Source organism: Pseudorhodobacter antarcticus, assembly GCF_900110135.1.
Lineage (GTDB): Bacteria > Pseudomonadota > Alphaproteobacteria > Rhodobacterales > Rhodobacteraceae > Pseudorhodobacter > Pseudorhodobacter antarcticus.
In genome coordinates this window covers 50453-65836 of the sequence record NZ_FOCO01000012.1, presented here as the reverse complement: position 1 = coordinate 65836, position 15384 = coordinate 50453, and the positions used below count along the sequence as shown (strand labels likewise).

Below are 15384 nucleotides of genomic sequence, written 5' to 3'. Positions count from 1 at the left end.
CGGATATGACCCCGATGCCCCGCACATCTGCGGCCCAAGAAATACCCGCCGCCCCTTCGGCGGGTATTCCCTTTCCCAGCCTGCCCCACCTGTCGTTCGACGATTTACTGTTGCCGCCAAGCGACTTGCTGGATGCCCCTGCCCTGCTGGCGCATATCCGCGCCGATATTGCCGCCGATCCGCTGGCCATCGGGCGCGAGGCGCGCGGCATTGTGGTGCGCCATTTGGCCGCCGGCCGCGCCCATGCCAGCGCGGCGCTGGAGGCGGCTTTTGCACGCGATCCGCACAATGCACGCGCCCTGATCCGCGCGCAGGCCTGGCTGACCGACCGCATCGTTAGCATCGCCTTTGCCGTGGCATCACAAGACCTGCACCCCCTTGCCACCCCAACCGAGGCGGAGCGGATGGCCGTGGTGGCCGTTGGCGGCTATGGGCGGGCTGAAATGGCCCCACAATCGGATGTCGACCTGCTGTTTTTGACCCCCTACAAGGTGACGCCTTGGGCGGAATCGGTCATCGAATCCATGCTGTATATGCTGTGGGACCTGAAACTGAAGGTGGGTCACGCCACCCGCACGATCAAAGATTGTATCCGTTTGGCGCGGACCGATATTACCATTCGCACCGCTTTGCTGGAACGCCGTTTTTTGGCGGGGGATGAACCCCTTGCCCGCGATCTACGCACACGCCTGTGGTCGGAACTGTTCCGCAAAACCGGCCCCGAATTTATTGAGGCCAAGCTGGCCGAGCGCGCGGAGCGCCACAAGCGCCAAGGGGGCCAGCGTTATGTGCTGGAACCCAATGTGAAAGAGGCCAAAGGCGGCTTGCGCGACCTGCAAACCCTTTATTGGATTGGCAAATACCTGCATGAAGTGCAATCGGCCAGCGGATTGGTTGGTGCCGGGCTGTTGACCCAAGATGAATATGACATCTTTGCCGTGGCGGAAAATTTCCTATGGGATGTGCGCTGCCATTTGCATTACATCACCAAGCGCCCGATGGACCAATTGACCTTTGATATGCAGGTCGAGGTGGCGGCGCGCATGGGATATGCGGACACGGCCGGACGGCGCGCGGTGGAATATTTCATGCAAGATTATTTTCGCCATGCCACGCGCGTGGGCGAATTGACCCGCATCTTTTTGACCCAGTTGGAGGCGCGGCACGCCAAATCCGAACCCGCCTTGATCGGGCTGTTTCGCCGCCGCAAAAAACTGAAACATGGGTTTGCACAAGAACAAGGCCGCATCGTGTTTGGGGATGGGGCCGATTTTACCGCCAACCCCCTGAACCTGCTACGGATATTTGAAGAGGCGCTGCGCACAGGCCTGCTTATTCACCCCACCGCAATGCGCGCGATTGCGGCCAACCTGCATTTGATTAATGATGATCTGCGCGCCGACCGCGAAACCGTGCGGATTTTTCTGGACCTGTTGTTAAAGCACGGCAACCCCGACCGCGCGCTGCGCCGGATGAATGAATTGGGGGTGTTGTCCGCCATTATCCCCGAATTTGAAGCGATCGTGGCGATGATGCAGTTCAACGTGTACCACCACTACACGGTGGATGAGCATACGATCCAATGCATCTCCAACCTCGCCCAGATTGAGCGGGAGGAGTTGGTGGAGGAATTGCCCGTCGCCTCCAGCATTTTGAAAGCCGGGGTCAGCCGCAAGGTGTTGTATGTGGCAATGCTGTTGCATGATATTGGCAAGGGCCGCCCCGAGGATCATGCGATTTTGGGCGCACAAATCGCGCGCAAAGTATGCCCAAAGCTGGGGCTGAACGCCGAGGAATGTGAGACGGTGGAATGGCTGGTGCGCTATCATCTGTTGATGTCAGATGTGGCGCAAAAACGGGATTTAAGCGACCCGCGCACGGTGCGCGATTTTGCGAAATTGGTGAAAACCCGCAAGCGGTTGGATTTGCTGTGTGTGTTGACCGTGTGCGATATTCGCGGTGTTGGCCCCGGCACATGGAACAATTGGAAAGCGATGCTGCTGCGGCAACTTTACCGCGATACCACCACAGCGCTTGAAGGGGGGTTGGAAACCCTGAACCGCGAAAACCGCGCGGATGCGGCGAAAAAGCTGCTGCGTGAGGCGTTGGTGGGCTGGGATGCCAAGGCGCTGCGGATGGAGTTGGCGCGGCATTATCCGCCTTATTGGCAAGGCTTGCCGACCAACACCCAAGCGGTGTTTGCGCAACTGTTGACCGATATTACCGATGACGAAATTCGCATTGATCTGCACCCTGATGCAGACCGCGACGCCACGCGCGCGGCCTTTGCGCTGGCCGATCATCCGGGCATCTTCTCGCGGCTGGCGGGGGCGCTGGCGTTGGTGGGCGCGAACGTGGTCGATGCGCGGACCTATACATCAAAGGATGGGTGGGCGACGGCGGTGTTTTGGGTCCAAGACGCCGATGGCAAACCGTATGAAACCTCGCGGCTGCCGCGCATGCGGTCGATGATTGGCAAAACCCTGCGCGGTGAGGTGGTGACGCGCGATGCCATGGCCGACCGCGACCGCGTGAAAAAGCGTGAACGCGAGTTTCGCTTTCCCACCCACATCACCTTTGACAATGAGGGGTCAGAGATTTACTCAATCATCGAGGTGGACACCCGCGACCGCCCCGGCCTGCTGTATGATTTGACGCGGACCTTGGCGGCCAACAACATCTATATCGCCAGCGCCGTGATCGCGACATTCGGCGCGCAGGTGGTGGACAGTTTTTACGTCAAGGACATGTTCGGCTTGAAATTGCACACGAAATCCAAGCAAGAGGCGCTGGAGCGCAAACTGCGCCAAGCCATTACCGACGGCGCCGAAAGGGCAAAAGCATGAAGCCGATCCGTTTGGTCAGCAGTTTTCTGACCGTGGGGGGGTGGACGTTGGCCAGTCGGGGCGTGGGGTTTGTGCGCGACGTGATGATGGCGGCCTATCTGGGCACCGGCCCCGTGGCCGAGGCGTTTTTGATCGCGTTCTCCCTGCCCAACATGTTTCGCCGTTTCTTTGCCGAAGGGGCGTTCAACATGGCCTTCGTGCCGTTGTTCGCCAAAAAGCTGGAGGCGGGCGAGGATGCAAAAGGGTTCGCACAAGATGCGTTTTCGGCCCTTGGCGCGATTTTGGTGGTGTTCACCATTCTGGGCACGGTTTTGATGCCATGGCTGGTGTGGGCGATGGCGTCGGGGTTTGTGGGCGACGCGCGGTTTGATTTGGCGGTGACATTTGGGCGCATCGCGTTTTCCTATATTCTGTTTATCTCACTCGTCGCCCTTCTGTCGGGCGTTCTCACCACGCTGGGGCGGTTCACCGAGGCGTCCTTTGTCCCGGTTCTGCTAAACCTCATCTTCATCGCGGCCATGCTTTTGGCAGCATGGGCGGGCTGGGATATGGGGCTAACGCTGGCTTGGACCGTGCCATTGACAGGGGTGGCGCAATTCGCCTTTGCCTGGTGGTGGGCGAAAAAGGCCGGGTTCACGATCATCCCCCGGATGCCACGCATGACCCCGGAATTGCGCAGGTTGGCGGTGATCGCAGCGCCTGCGGTGCTGGCGGGCGGCGTGGTGCAGATCAACCTGTTGGTCGGCCGCCAAGTCGCCAGTTTCACCGAAGGGGCGGTGGCGTGGTTGACCTATGCCGACCGTTTGTACCAACTGCCTTTGGGCGTGGTGGGCATTGCGATTGGCACCGTGTTGCTGCCCGACCTGTCGCGCCGCTTGCGCGCCAATGACAGCGCAGGCGGCCAAGACAGCTTTAACCGCGGCACCGAATTTGCGCTGGCGCTGACCGTGCCATCGGCGGTGGCGCTGGTGGTGATCGCGGGGCCGCTGATTTCGGTTCTGTTTGAACGTGGCGCGTTCACCGCCGCCGATACCACCCCCACGGCGCTGGCCCTCGCGATTTACGGCCTCGGCCTGCCCGCCTTCGTGATGCAAAAAGTGCTGCAACCACTGTACTATGCCCGCGAGGATACGCGCCGCCCCTTTCATTACGCAGCCCTTGCGATGGTCGTCAATCTGGCGCTGGCAGTGGCTTTGCTGCCCCTGATCGGCTTTGCGGCGGCGGCTTGGGCCACCACAATTTCCGCTTGGGTGATGATGGCGCAGCTGTGGTGGGGCGCGCGGTCGATGGGGATTGAAGCGCGGTTTGACGACCGCTTGCGCCACCGCGCCCCGCGCATTATTGCGGCGGCGCTGCTGATGGGGGCCTGCCTGTTTGGCATGGCGCAGCTGTTGGATTTGCCGCTGGCCACCCCGGTTTGGCGCTATGGCGCGCTGGTGGTCTTGCTGTTGACCGGGATTGTCAGCTATTTCGGCTTTGGCAATGCGCTCGGCGCGTTTCACCTGTCAGATTTCGCCAATGCACTGCGCCGTAAGCGGGGCTAATCCTTCCCTCTTCATCTTGGCTTAAATACCTAAATCCGGCATCCCCCAAAGCGCGGGCGGCGGGACCATAGCCCTGCCGCCCAACCGCTTAAGCCGGGTCTGCGATCACGTCTTGGCGTTGTGCGCCCAACCCTTCGATCGACAGTTCCACCACATCGCCCGCGCGCAAATATTGCGGCGGCTTTTTGCCCATGCCAACGCCGGGGGGGGTGCCGGTGGAAATCACATCGCCCGGATGCAAGGTCATGAATTGCGACAGATAGGCCACCACATGCGCCACGCCGTAAACCATGGTTTTGGTGGACCCGTTTTGCATTTCCTTGCCGTTCACCGTCAGCCACATCGCCAATGCTTGCGGGTCTGCCACCTCATCTCGGGTCACCAAATAGGGGCCGATCTGGCCGAAATTATCGCAAGATTTGCCTTTGGTCCACTGCCCCGCACGTTCAGTTTGAAAGGCGCGTTCGGACACATCGTTGGACACGCAATAGCCCGCGACATGGGCCAAAGCATCGGCCTCAGTCACATATTTGCACTTGGTGCCGATGATCACGCCCAGCTCCACCTCCCAATCGGTCTTTTCGGACCCACGCGGGATGATGATGGGGTCGTTGGGGCCACAAATCGCTGATGTGGCCTTCATGAAAATCACCGGCTCAGGCGGCACAGCCAGCCCGCTTTCGGCCGCATGATCGGCATAGTTCAGCCCGATACAGATGAACTTCCCCGTGCCCGCCACGCAAGCGCCCATACGCGTGCCAGCGGCCACCAACGGCAGTGTCATCGGGTCAATCTTGGCCACCGCGGCCAGCCCCGCATCCGACAGCACATCGCCGCCAATATCGGCCACATGGCCCGACAGATCGCGCAAGCTGCCATCGGCGGCCAAAATCCCCGGTTTTTCGTGGCCTAAATCCCCGTGTCGAAACAGTTTCATATCGTCGTTCCTTTCAAGTGTTGGACCAGCCGCCATCAATCACATGGGCGGCCCCGGTGGTTAGGCTGCTGTCATCAGACCCCAAATACACCACCAGATTTGCAATTTCTTCGGGCGTGCCAAGGCGGCCCATCGGTTGGCGGGTCATAAAGGCCGCGCGGCCCTTTTCGTAATCGCCGCCGCCCAGATCGGTCATGCGCTGCGCCAGCGACGGGCTGTCGATGGTGCCGGGGCAAATCGCGTTGCAACGGATGCCTTGGGTGATGAAATCGGCGGCAATCGCCTTGGTCATGCCGATCACAGCGGCCTTGGTTGCGGCATAAACAAAGCGGTTGGGGGCTGCGATAATCGAGGATGCGACCGACGACATGTTGATAATCGACCCGCCGCCATGGGCCAGCATGGCGGGCAAAAACGCGCGCGTCACGCGGTACATTGCGGTCATGTTCAGATCGACGCTGAACGCCCATTGATCTTCGTCGCAATCCAAAATCGTGCCATGCGCCACAAAGCCCGCGCAGTTGAACAAAATATCAACCGCGCCGATTTTGGCGGCCATATCGGCAACAGCCGCTTTGTCGCGCACGTCCAAAAGATGCGTTTGCAGCCCGTCACCTGCCAAGGTTTGCAGCGCATCACCGTTGATATCGGTGGCAAAAACTTGCGCCCCTTCGCGCGCCATCGCCAATGCTGCCGCCCGCCCGATGCCTTGTCCCGCCGCCGTCACAAAAGCGCGTTTGCCTGAAAGTCTGCCCAAATCCATCCCCTTTGGTTCTACCATACAAGGGTGCAGGGTCATGGTTTTTGGCCCCATGTCAACCGCCAAGTCACCCGGCAAGTCACTCGGCAAAACCGGGCTTAAGCGGGGCGGTTGGTTTGCGCCCGCTGGCGCGCAAGGGCAAGGTGCAGCGCCCCGTCCAGCCCGCTGCCTTTGGCGGGCGTGATCGCCGCTTGCACAAGCTTTGGCAAATAGGGCGCATAATGCGGGCCAACGCCGCCCGTTAGGCACAGCACGTCAGGCGGGGCAAACGCCAACACCCCCAGCGCGCGGCACAGATAGGCCGCCCCCCGCTGCATCAACTGCACCCCGCCGGGCGTACCTGCCGCCGCCGCCTGCACCACTTGCGGCGCAAACCGAGCGTAATCGGCGGGTTTTGCCGTGGCGGCAAAGGCAACCATCGCAAGGGGATCCCGTTGAAATTCATCAAAAGTATCGCGGGTCAGATCGCAAAAGGCATCCAACCCGTCATGGCACCTCAGGGTTTGTTCCAATGCGCAACGCCCCAACCATGCACCCGATGCTTGGTCCGACAGCTGCAGCCCCCAGCCGCCAATCCGCATGACCTGCCCACCCTTTGTGCTGGCGATGATGGTGCCGGTGCCCAGGGCCATCAGCACCCCGTCACCGCCCCCCAGCGCCCCCGCCAGCGCCACGCCTTGGTCGCCCGTCACGCAGATATTGCGCAAGGGCAGCGCTTGCGCCACCCGCTGGGTCATCTGCGCAGATGTCACGCCCGCAAGGCCGAAATGCGCCACAGCATTTGAAACATCCAGCCCACCCGACTGCGCCACCGCCTGCGCCAAGGCCGCACGCAAATTGGCCAAAGCGGCGTCAAAATCAGTGGTGACATTGGCCGGACCGCCCGCCCCTTGCGCCAACACGCGGCCCGCCAGATCGGCGATCACAACATGGCACCCCGTGCCGCCGCCGTCACAGGCGATGATCAGGGTCACGCCAGTCAGGCTTTGGTCTTTTTCGCCTCAAGCGCGTCAAGGCGGGCGGACAGGGCCGCATTTTCCTCGCGTGCTTTTTGGGCCATGCCGCGCACGGCGTCAAATTCCTCACGCGTGACGAAATCACGGCTGGCGAGCCAACGGTCCACCATCGAATTCATCGCGGTTTCGGCCTCTGTCTTGGCCCCTTGGGCGACGCCCATCGCGTTGGTCATCAACTGCGACATATCGTCAAAGAATTTGTTACGGGTCTGCATCGGGGCCTCCTGCTTTGGTTCCGGTGTTGTGCTGCATATATGGCGGTTTGGGGCGGCCACGACAAGGCCAAGGCGCAAGGCCGCCTTGCGGCGAATTGGTTGACATCAGCGGATGCGCGCCCGACAAGACGACCCACGCGCGTCACGCTGCAAAAGGATTTATGATGCAAGGCTATATCGCCTTTCCAAACCTGTCGCCCGACCTGTTTTCGATCAGCGTTGGCGGGATGACATTCGCGCTGCGCTGGTACGCGCTGGCCTATATCGTGGGGCTGTTGGTGGGGTGGCGGTTGGTGCTGCGCGCGCTGGCCCCAAACCTGTGGGCGGGCAAACCGCCGATGACCGCCGATCAGGTGGAACGCTTGCTGACATGGATCATCGCGGGGGTGATTTTGGGTGGGCGATTGGGGTTCGTGTTGTTTTACCAGCCCGGGTATTACCTGTCGCACCCGACCGAGATTTTGAAGGTCTGGCAAGGGGGCATGTCGTTTCACGGTGGGTTCTTGGGCGTGGTCATCGCGGGCTATGTGTTTTTTCGGATGGAAAAAATCCCGCTGCTGCCTGCCGCCGATTTGCTGGCACTGGCCGCCCCCCCCGGTATTTTGCTGGGCCGAATTGCCAATTTCATCAACGCCGAGCTGTGGGGGCGCGCGACCGATATGCAGTGGGGCGTGGCCTTTCCGGGGGATGCGGCGCAATATTGCCCCGATGTGATCGGCATTTGCGCCCGCCACCCCAGCCAACTCTATGAGGCGGGGCTGGAGGGGCTGTTGCTGGGCGCGGCGCTGTTGTGGTTGGTGTTCCGATCTGGCTGGCTGTCGCGGCCGGGCCAAATTGCGGGGCTGTTTCTTGCCGGCTACGGTGCCGCGCGGTTTTTCGTGGAATTTTTCCGCCAACCCGACGCGCAGTTTGTGACGGACGGCAACCCTTTGGGCCTTGCGTTTCAAACGGGGGGGTACGGGGTGACGATGGGGCAAGCGCTGTCGGTGCCGATGATCGCGGTGGGGCTGTATTTGATCTGGCGGGCGCGGCGTGCTGCCTGATACGACCTTAGAATCCTTGTTGTTGGCACAGATTGCCGCCAATGGCCCCCTACCTTTGGCCGATTATATGCAGGCCTGTCTGCTGCACCCCGATCATGGCTATTACACCACCCGCGACCCGTTGGGGCGGGCTGGTGATTTCATCACATCACCCGAAATCAGCCAGATGTTTGGCGAATTGCTGGGCCTGTGTTTGGCGCAAGCTTGGGTCGATCAAGGTGCGCCTGCGCGGTTTGTGCTGGCCGAACTTGGCCCCGGCCGCGGCACGTTGATGGCGGATTTGCTGCGCGCCACCCGCGGCGTGCCGGGGTTTCACGCCGCAGCCGAGGTGTGGCTGGTGGAGGCGTCAACGCCTTTGCGTGCGGCACAGCGCGCGGCACTGCCGGGTGCGGTGCATTGGGCGGATAATTTGGGCGCTGTGCCGGACGATGCGCCGATCTATCTGATTGCGAATGAATTTTTTGACGCGCTGCCCATTCGGCAAGTGACCCGCCATGTGCAAGGGTGGTGCGATACGATCGTGGGGGCGGCAGACGGGCGGTTGGTCAAAGGCTATGCGCCCCCCTTGCCCTTTGCCGTATTGGACGGGCGTTTGGCGGATACCAACCCCGGCGATGTGGTGGAACTGCGCCCCGATGCCACCCCGATTATGGCGCGGATTGGCGCGCAGATCGCTGGCCACGGGGGGGCAGCGGTGATCATTGATTATGGCAACTGGCGGTCCAAAGGCGACACGCTGCAAGCGATGCAAGGCCACGCCTTTGCCGATCCGTTCACCGCGCCCGGCCACGCCGACCTGACCGCCCATGTGGATTTTGAAGCGTTGGCGCTGGCTGCAGACCCTGCGCGCGCAACTGGGTTGACCGACCAAGGCGCGCTGTTGGCCCGTTTGGGCATTGGGGCGCGGGCCGAACGCCTTGCGCGGGGGGTGAACGGGGCCGCGCTGGAAAATCATCTGGCCGCCACTCAACGCTTGACCCGGGCCGAAGAAATGGGAAGCTTGTTCAAGGCGCTGGCCCTGTTTCCCCCCCACGCCCCAGCGCCGCCGGGGTTTGACTGATATGCTGGAAATTATCACATCTGACGCGCTGGCCCCGGTCCAACACGGGTTTTTCACCCGCAAAGGCGGGGCATCATCGGGCATATTCGCGGGGCTGAACTGTGGCCCCGGTAGCACCGATCAGGCCGATGTGGTGGCGATAAACCGCGCGCGGGTGGCAAATGCGATGGGTGTCGAAGTGGCGCAATTGTTGACCGTGCATCAAGTCCATTCCGCGGATGTGGTGGTGGCGGACGGCCCCCTGACCACGCGCCCCCGCGCCGATGCGATGGTGACGCGCACCCCCGGCACAGCGCTGGGGATTTTGACCGCCGATTGCCAGCCCGTGCTGTTTGCCGACGCCCGCGCAGGCGTGATCGGGGCGGCGCATGCCGGGTGGCGCGGCGTCAAAGACGGGGTGCTGGAGGCGACACTGGACGCGATGGAGGGGTTGGGGGCCGCGCGCGCCGACATCACCGCCATCATTGGTCCCTGCATTTCCCAAGCCGCCTATGAAGTGGGACCAGAGTTTTTGGAAACGTTTTTGGAGGATGACCCGGCCCATGCCCGGTTTTTTGCCAATGGCGCAGGCGACCGTGCGCTGTTTGATTTGCCCGCTTATGGATTGTCGCGCCTGCGGGCGGCGGGGGTGGGCCATGCGGAATGGACCCGCCACTGCACTTATAGTGACGAGGCGCGATTCTTTTCCTATCGCCGCACCACCCACCGCAATGAGGCCGATTATGGCCGCCTGATTGCGGTGATCCGGCTGTAATTGCGGCAAACGCTGGGCGATATGTGCCGCGAATTTGCCGTAAGTTTGGAAACAATCCCTTTGGTTTTGGCCAAATTGTCGCCGCAACCAAGCATTTCCCCAAGGAATAAAGGCGCAAAGCGATAAGGCGGGTTTGCCTTAATCACCCTGCCCGTTGCCCTTAAAATTTTCGACAAACCCAGTACTTTGCCAAATCCCCGCCCCATTGCCCCGCGATATTGGCATCAACAAATGACCGCAGGAGCAAACCATGAAAACCCCACGTTGGATGAAATCCACCATCGCCACCAGCGCGCAGCCCATGCCCGCCATGCCCTTTGCGCGCGCCACGCGCAGCAAACCGGCTGCGTTCAAATCCATTTCCGCGTCTGCCCAAGGGCAAACGCCCCGCGCCATCGCGGCCAAGTAACGAATCATCAAATTCAGAATGTGGCCGCAGATTTGGCCACATTCCTGCCCGATTTTGCATAAATCGCGCAACAATCCCGGCCAAGCCGCCCGGATTACCCGCCAGAACATGGCGAAAAAACAATTAACTTTGACAACCCGCCCCAATTCAGCCATGTTATGATTGTGAAGCGCGAGAGTGTGGATCAACGGAGGTTCGGACGGCAAGCGCGATAAGACCACAGGGCGACCGGGCCCAAGGCACTCTTCCCGTCATAACGGCCAGGTTTCAAAAAGGGCGGCCCTGATATGCTCCTCTGGCATATCGTGACGGGGCCGCCTCTTTTGTTTTTAAACCCTAAATTTCAGGTGTTTGGCGATGGTTTTCGCCTCATGCATTTCGCGTAAGACGCGCCTCTAGCACGTCAAACGGCACACCGGGATCATCCTTGGCAACGCGAATGACCAGACTGGTTTTGACGCTGGCGACATTGTCCGCTTTCAGCAAATCCCCGGTCAGAAAGCTTTGAAAACTGGACAGGTCGGGCGCTACGCATTTCAAAATGAAGTCGATTTCGCCATTCAGCATGTGACATTCGCGGACCAAAGGCCACGCGCGGCAGCGGTTTTCAAACGCCGACAAATCGCCTTCGGCCTGCGAATGAAGGCGCACCATCGCGAACACCTGCACTTCAAACCCCATTTCGCGCGCGTCAATATCGGCGTGATAGCCTTTGATATAACCCGTTTCCTCCAACGTGCGCACGCGGCGCAGGCAGGGCGGCGCGGAAATGCCCACCCGCTTGGCCAGTTCCACATTGGTCATGCGCCCATCTGCTTGCAGTTCCGCAAGAATCTGGCGGTCAATCGGGTCGAGTTTGGAGCCAGCCATGCGTAAATTCCCTTTGATCTGCGATGTTGCGTGCTGGACCTTATGTTTTCTGCCCGGTTTGCGCAATATTCTTTCGCACTTGCGCAATTTTTTGTCATCATGCCCGCGCGACACTGCGGGGGGTTTTCGGCTGCACATGATGCGCCTATACCGGGGCAAATATTGCATTTGGGGGGCTATATGGCCGAGACACGTCACAGCAAAATCCTGATCATCGGCTCCGGCCCCGCAGGATATACCGCCGCCGTTTATGCCGCGCGCGCGATGACCAACCCGATCTTGGTGCAAGGTTTGCAGCCGGGCGGCCAATTGACCATCACCACGGAAGTGGAAAACTGGCCGGGCGACACGCATGTGCAGGGCCCCGACCTGATGGTGCGGATGGAAGATCATGCAAAGGCGATGGGGGCGGAGGTGATTTCCGACTACATCTCCAGCCTAGATCTGTCCAAACGGCCCTTTACCGCCCAGGCCGACAGCGGCACCACATATACCGCTGATGCGGTAATTTTGGCGACGGGCGCACAGGCGAAATGGCTGGGCTTGGCGTCCGAGGAAAAGTTCAAAGGGTTTGGCGTGTCGGCCTGCGCCACCTGCGATGGGTTTTTCTATCGCGGCAAAGAAGTGGTGGTGATTGGGGGCGGCAATACGGCGGTGGAAGAAGCGCTGTTTTTGACCAATTTTGCGACCAAAGTGACGCTGATCCACCGCCGCGACAGTTTGCGCGCCGAAAAGATCATGCAAGACCGGTTGTTCAAGCACCCCAAGGTGGAGGTGCTGTGGAACCACTCGGTGGAGGAGGTTTTGGGCGATACGGCCCCACTTGGCGTTACGGCCGTGCGGGCGCGGCATGTGGAAACGGGCGTGGAAACCGATATACCCTGCGCCGGGTTCTTTGTCGCGATTGGCCATGCGCCTGCGTCTGAACTGGTCAAGGACCAGTTGGAATTGCACAATGGCGGCTATGTTGTGGTAAAGGCGGGGACAACCCAGACGTCCATTCCCGGCGTGTTCGCGGCGGGCGATTTGACCGATCATGTGTATCGCCAAGCCGTAACATCGGCGGGCATGGGCTGCATGGCGGCATTGGACGCCGAAAAATTCTTGGCCGAACACGGCTGACAGGGGTCGCGCCCCGCATGCAGCGGGGCACGACCCACATCAATGCACGCTGACCGGGGCCAGATCGTTTTCGCGAGCCAGCGCAAAGGCCAGTTTTTTATCCGCGACCAGCGCCAATTGCGCACCATCCGTGCTGTGAACTGCGTAAATCTGTGTCAGCCCTTCAGCCTGTTCTTGCAGGGACAATGGTAAATCAGCCACCTCCACCGCGCGGACATAGACAATTCGGTCGCCCATTGCGGGCATTTGATTAAAAGGTGTGTTCACAAAACGCTCCTTATCTGCGATCAATTGGGATGGTTTGCACGACCACATCGGGCGGTGAACGGCGCAGTTCGATGTGCAGCAGCCCGTGTTCAAGGGCGGCGCGGGCCACATCGACCCCTTCAGCCAAGACAAAGGACCGCTGGAACGCCCGCGCGGCGATGCCACGGTGCAAAAACATCCGATCGCCCTCATCTTCGGCCTGACGGCCCCGGACGACGAGTTGGCGGTTTTCCACCGTGATGTTCAGATCTTCATCGCCAAAACCGGCCACTGCCAGCGTGATGCGGTAATCGTTTTCTGATACCGCCTCGATATTAAAGGGCGGATACCCTTCGGCGGCGGTTTTGGCGGTGCGTTCGACCAGCCGTTCCAGCTGTTCAAACCCAAGGAGGTGCGGGTGCGCCCCAAAGCTTAATTTTGTCATCGACTTGTCCTTTGCAAAGCGACACATCGTTTGGGCCCAATGGTTGGCACCCTGTCTGCTTTAAATATGGGATGCGGGCCGCCTGCCCGCAAGGGGCGCAATCGGGCGGATTTTAGCGCAGTTTTCGCACACATTTCGCGCACTTGCGTTATACTGCTCAAAAGACCTTGAAGTTGAGTGACCGATGAACGCCTCCAGCGAATTGAACCCTGATGAAATGCTGCGCATTCGCCATGCTGTGATGCAGCGCCAACACCGCGATCTGGATGAGGCGATTAAAGCGGTGGAGGCCAGCGTGAACCCCGACCAGCTGATGCTGCGGCGGTTGAAAAAGCAAAAGTTGGTATTGAAAGAGCGTTTGGTGAATATTGAGGATGATTTGATCCCCGATATCATCGCTTGATGTTGTGGGACGGTCGCGGGGTGCGCTCGCGCCCCCCCCTTTGCCTTGCGGCAAATTCCCCCCTGAAGGTATTTTCACCAACGCGAATTGGGGGCATTGCGACTTGCCCTTGGGCGGCGCACTTGTATAGTCCAGCCTTCATTTTGGTGCGGAGGGCAGTATGGCCGTTAAAGTGGGAATCATCATGGGCAGCCAGTCTGACTGGCCGACGATGAAAGACGCGGCGAATATGCTGGACGCGTTGGGCGTGGCGTTTGAAGCGCGGATTGTGTCGGCGCATCGGACCCCGGACCGGTTGTGGGACTATGGCAGAACGGCGGTGGACCGTGGTTTGCAAGTGATTATTGCAGGCGCTGGGGGGGCCGCGCATTTGCCTGGCATGATGGCGTCGAAAACGCGGGTTCCGGTGATTGGCGTGCCGGTGCAAACCCGCGCGCTGTCTGGGGTGGACAGTTTGTATTCGATTTTGCAAATGCCGCGCGGATATCCGGTGGCAACCATGGCGATTGGGGCGCCCGGTGCGGCCAATGCGGGGTTGATGGCGGCGGGAATTTTGGCGCTGTCGGACCCGGAACTGGCCGCGCGGTTGGACGCATGGCGCGCGGCGTTGACCGCGTCGATCCCGGAGGAGCCGGTTGATGAGTAATCTGTTGCCCGGCGCTGTGATCGGGATTTTGGGCGGTGGGCAATTGGGCCGGATGCTGTCGGTTGCGGCGGCCCGGTTGGGGTATAGGGTTCATATATTTGAGCCGGGGGCGCATCCGCCTGCTGGCGATGTAGCGCATATGGTGACTTGTGCGCCCTATGATGATGTGGCGGCGCTGACCGCCTTTGCGCAATCGGTCGATGTGATCACCTATGAGTTTGAGAATATTCCGACCGCCGCATTGGATTTGTTGGAAACCCTGCGCCCCTTGCGCCCCAACCGCCGCGCGCTGGCGATCAGTCAGGACCGGTTGACCGAAAAGGCGTTTTTGGCTGAATTGGGGTTGGCGGTGGCCCCTTATGCGCCCGTGAAAACGGCCGCCGATCTGGAGGCCGCGATTGCGACCGTGGGCACGCCCGCGATTTTGAAAACCACGCGCCTTGGGTATGATGGCAAGGGCCAAGCGCGGATTATGAGCGCTGCCGATGCGCCAGCGGCGCTGGCTGCGATGAATGGGGCCGATGCGGTGTTGGAAGGCTTTATTGACTTTACACATGAGGTGTCGGTGATCGCCGCACGCGGGCTTGATGGGTCGGTCGCAGCCTATGACCCGGGACAGAACGTGCATTTGGCAGGTATTTTGCACACAACCACCATCCCCGCCAAATTGACACCCAGCCAGCGGACAGATGCCGTGCTGCTGGCCGCCCGCATTCTGAACGCGCTGGATTATGTGGGTGTGATGGGGGTGGAATTGTTCGTGACGCCCAAAGGGTTGATCGTGAACGAGATCGCGCCGCGTGTCCATAATTCCGGGCATTGGACGCAGAACGGCTGCGCGGTTGACCAGTTTGAACAGCATATTCGTGCAGTGGCGGGGTTGCCGCTTGGCGACGGGTCGCGCTTTGCCGATGTGGTGATGGAAAACCTGATTGGCGATGATATTGCGCGCCTGCCCGCCTTTTTGGCCGAACGCAACACGGCGGTGCATATGTATGGCAAACCAGATGCGCGGGCTGGCCGAAAGATGGGGCATATCAACCGGATAACAGGTCGCGCACCCTGAAG

The 15384-nt window shown here is 60.5% G+C and carries 17 protein-coding genes; 9 read left to right on the top strand and 8 right to left on the bottom strand.

Annotated elements, in window-relative coordinates:
- The first annotated feature begins 5 nt into the window (after positions 1 to 5).
- Both BMY36_RS08185 and murJ read left to right on the top strand, forming a co-directional pair.
- Entirely contained in the window at positions 6 to 2846 is a 2841-nt protein-coding gene (locus BMY36_RS08185) for a [protein-PII] uridylyltransferase (RefSeq protein ID WP_082224767.1), read from the top strand.
- Entirely contained in the window at positions 2843 to 4390 is a 1548-nt protein-coding gene (gene murJ / locus BMY36_RS08180) for a murein biosynthesis integral membrane protein MurJ (protein WP_050518619.1), read from the top strand. The genes BMY36_RS08185 and murJ overlap by 4 nt, the downstream gene beginning before the upstream one ends.
- A gap of 88 nt (positions 4391 to 4478) precedes the next feature.
- On the opposite strand, the gene BMY36_RS08175 is transcribed toward murJ, so the two are convergent.
- The 4 genes from BMY36_RS08175 to BMY36_RS08160 form a co-directional block, all read right to left on the bottom strand.
- A complete protein-coding gene (locus BMY36_RS08175; protein WP_050518620.1) occupies positions 4479 to 5327 on the bottom strand; it encodes a fumarylacetoacetate hydrolase family protein in 849 nt (282 codons plus the stop codon).
- A gap of 13 nt (positions 5328 to 5340) precedes the next feature.
- The gene (locus BMY36_RS08170) at positions 5341 to 6090 is read right to left on the bottom strand and encodes an SDR family oxidoreductase (protein WP_050518621.1); all 750 of its coding nucleotides are present in this window, start codon (positions 6088 to 6090) and stop codon (positions 5341 to 5343) included.
- 95 nt (positions 6091 to 6185) lie between these two features.
- Positions 6186 to 7061, bottom strand: a complete 876-nt coding sequence (locus tag BMY36_RS08165; RefSeq protein ID WP_050518622.1) for a glucosamine kinase nucleotide-binding domain-containing protein — start codon at positions 7059 to 7061, stop codon at positions 6186 to 6188.
- A 5-nt stretch (positions 7062 to 7066) separates the two neighbouring features.
- Positions 7067 to 7318: an accessory factor UbiK family protein gene (locus BMY36_RS08160; protein WP_050518623.1), complete on the bottom strand. Its 252-nt coding sequence runs from the start codon at positions 7316 to 7318 to the stop codon at positions 7067 to 7069.
- A 164-nt stretch (positions 7319 to 7482) separates the two neighbouring features.
- Between BMY36_RS08160 and lgt the strand changes: the two genes are divergently transcribed.
- Genes lgt through pgeF form a run of 3 tightly spaced genes read left to right on the top strand, consistent with a single transcriptional unit; the run spans position 7483 to position 10175 of the window.
- A complete protein-coding gene (gene lgt / locus BMY36_RS08155) occupies positions 7483 to 8361 on the top strand; it encodes a prolipoprotein diacylglyceryl transferase (RefSeq protein ID WP_050518624.1) in 879 nt (292 codons plus the stop codon).
- Positions 8351 to 9421 (top strand): class I SAM-dependent methyltransferase, encoded by a 1071-nt coding sequence (locus BMY36_RS08150; protein ID WP_231579663.1) that lies wholly within the window; start codon positions 8351 to 8353, stop codon positions 9419 to 9421. The genes lgt and BMY36_RS08150 overlap by 11 nt, the downstream gene beginning before the upstream one ends.
- A 1-nt stretch (position 9422) precedes the next feature.
- Positions 9423 to 10175: a peptidoglycan editing factor PgeF gene (gene pgeF / locus BMY36_RS08145; protein ID WP_050518625.1), complete on the top strand. Its 753-nt coding sequence runs from the start codon at positions 9423 to 9425 to the stop codon at positions 10173 to 10175.
- A 138-nt stretch (positions 10176 to 10313) separates the two neighbouring features.
- Here the strand turns inward: pgeF and BMY36_RS19890 are convergent, their stop codons facing one another.
- On the bottom strand, positions 10314 to 10592 hold the full coding sequence (locus BMY36_RS19890; RefSeq protein ID WP_175469268.1) for a hypothetical protein: 279 nt from the start codon (positions 10590 to 10592) through the stop codon (positions 10314 to 10316).
- 361 nt (positions 10593 to 10953) lie between these two features.
- The gene (locus BMY36_RS08135; protein WP_050518627.1) at positions 10954 to 11454 is read right to left on the bottom strand and encodes an Lrp/AsnC family transcriptional regulator; all 501 of its coding nucleotides are present in this window, start codon (positions 11452 to 11454) and stop codon (positions 10954 to 10956) included.
- 180 nt (positions 11455 to 11634) lie between these two features.
- Here BMY36_RS08135 and trxB point away from each other — a divergent pair, with 180 nt between their 5' ends.
- Positions 11635 to 12576 carry a thioredoxin-disulfide reductase gene (trxB, locus tag BMY36_RS08130; protein WP_050518690.1) on the top strand — a complete coding sequence of 314 codons (942 nt, stop codon included), beginning with the start codon at positions 11635 to 11637 and terminating at the stop codon, positions 12574 to 12576.
- 39 nt (positions 12577 to 12615) lie between these two features.
- Here the strand turns inward: trxB and BMY36_RS08125 are convergent, their stop codons facing one another.
- Together BMY36_RS08125 and BMY36_RS08120 are read right to left on the bottom strand one after the other, a co-directional pair.
- A complete protein-coding gene (locus tag BMY36_RS08125; RefSeq protein WP_414811671.1) occupies positions 12616 to 12822 on the bottom strand; it encodes a DUF1150 family protein in 207 nt (68 codons plus the stop codon).
- A 31-nt stretch (positions 12823 to 12853) separates the two neighbouring features.
- The gene (locus tag BMY36_RS08120) at positions 12854 to 13267 is read right to left on the bottom strand and encodes an Hsp20 family protein (RefSeq protein WP_050518629.1); all 414 of its coding nucleotides are present in this window, start codon (positions 13265 to 13267) and stop codon (positions 12854 to 12856) included.
- Positions 13268 to 13451: 184 nt separating this feature from the next.
- Here BMY36_RS08120 and BMY36_RS08115 point away from each other — a divergent pair, with 184 nt between their 5' ends.
- The 3 genes from BMY36_RS08115 to BMY36_RS08105 all read left to right on the top strand — a co-directional run bounded on the left by BMY36_RS08115 (position 13452) and on the right by BMY36_RS08105 (position 15382).
- Entirely contained in the window at positions 13452 to 13670 is a 219-nt protein-coding gene (locus BMY36_RS08115) for a YdcH family protein (protein WP_050518630.1), read from the top strand.
- A gap of 160 nt (positions 13671 to 13830) precedes the next feature.
- Entirely contained in the window at positions 13831 to 14316 is a 486-nt protein-coding gene (gene purE / locus BMY36_RS08110; protein WP_050518631.1) for a 5-(carboxyamino)imidazole ribonucleotide mutase, read from the top strand.
- Entirely contained in the window at positions 14309 to 15382 is a 1074-nt protein-coding gene (locus tag BMY36_RS08105) for a 5-(carboxyamino)imidazole ribonucleotide synthase (protein WP_050518632.1), read from the top strand. The genes purE and BMY36_RS08105 overlap by 8 nt, the downstream gene beginning before the upstream one ends.
- Positions 15383 to 15384 lie beyond the last annotated feature (2 nt).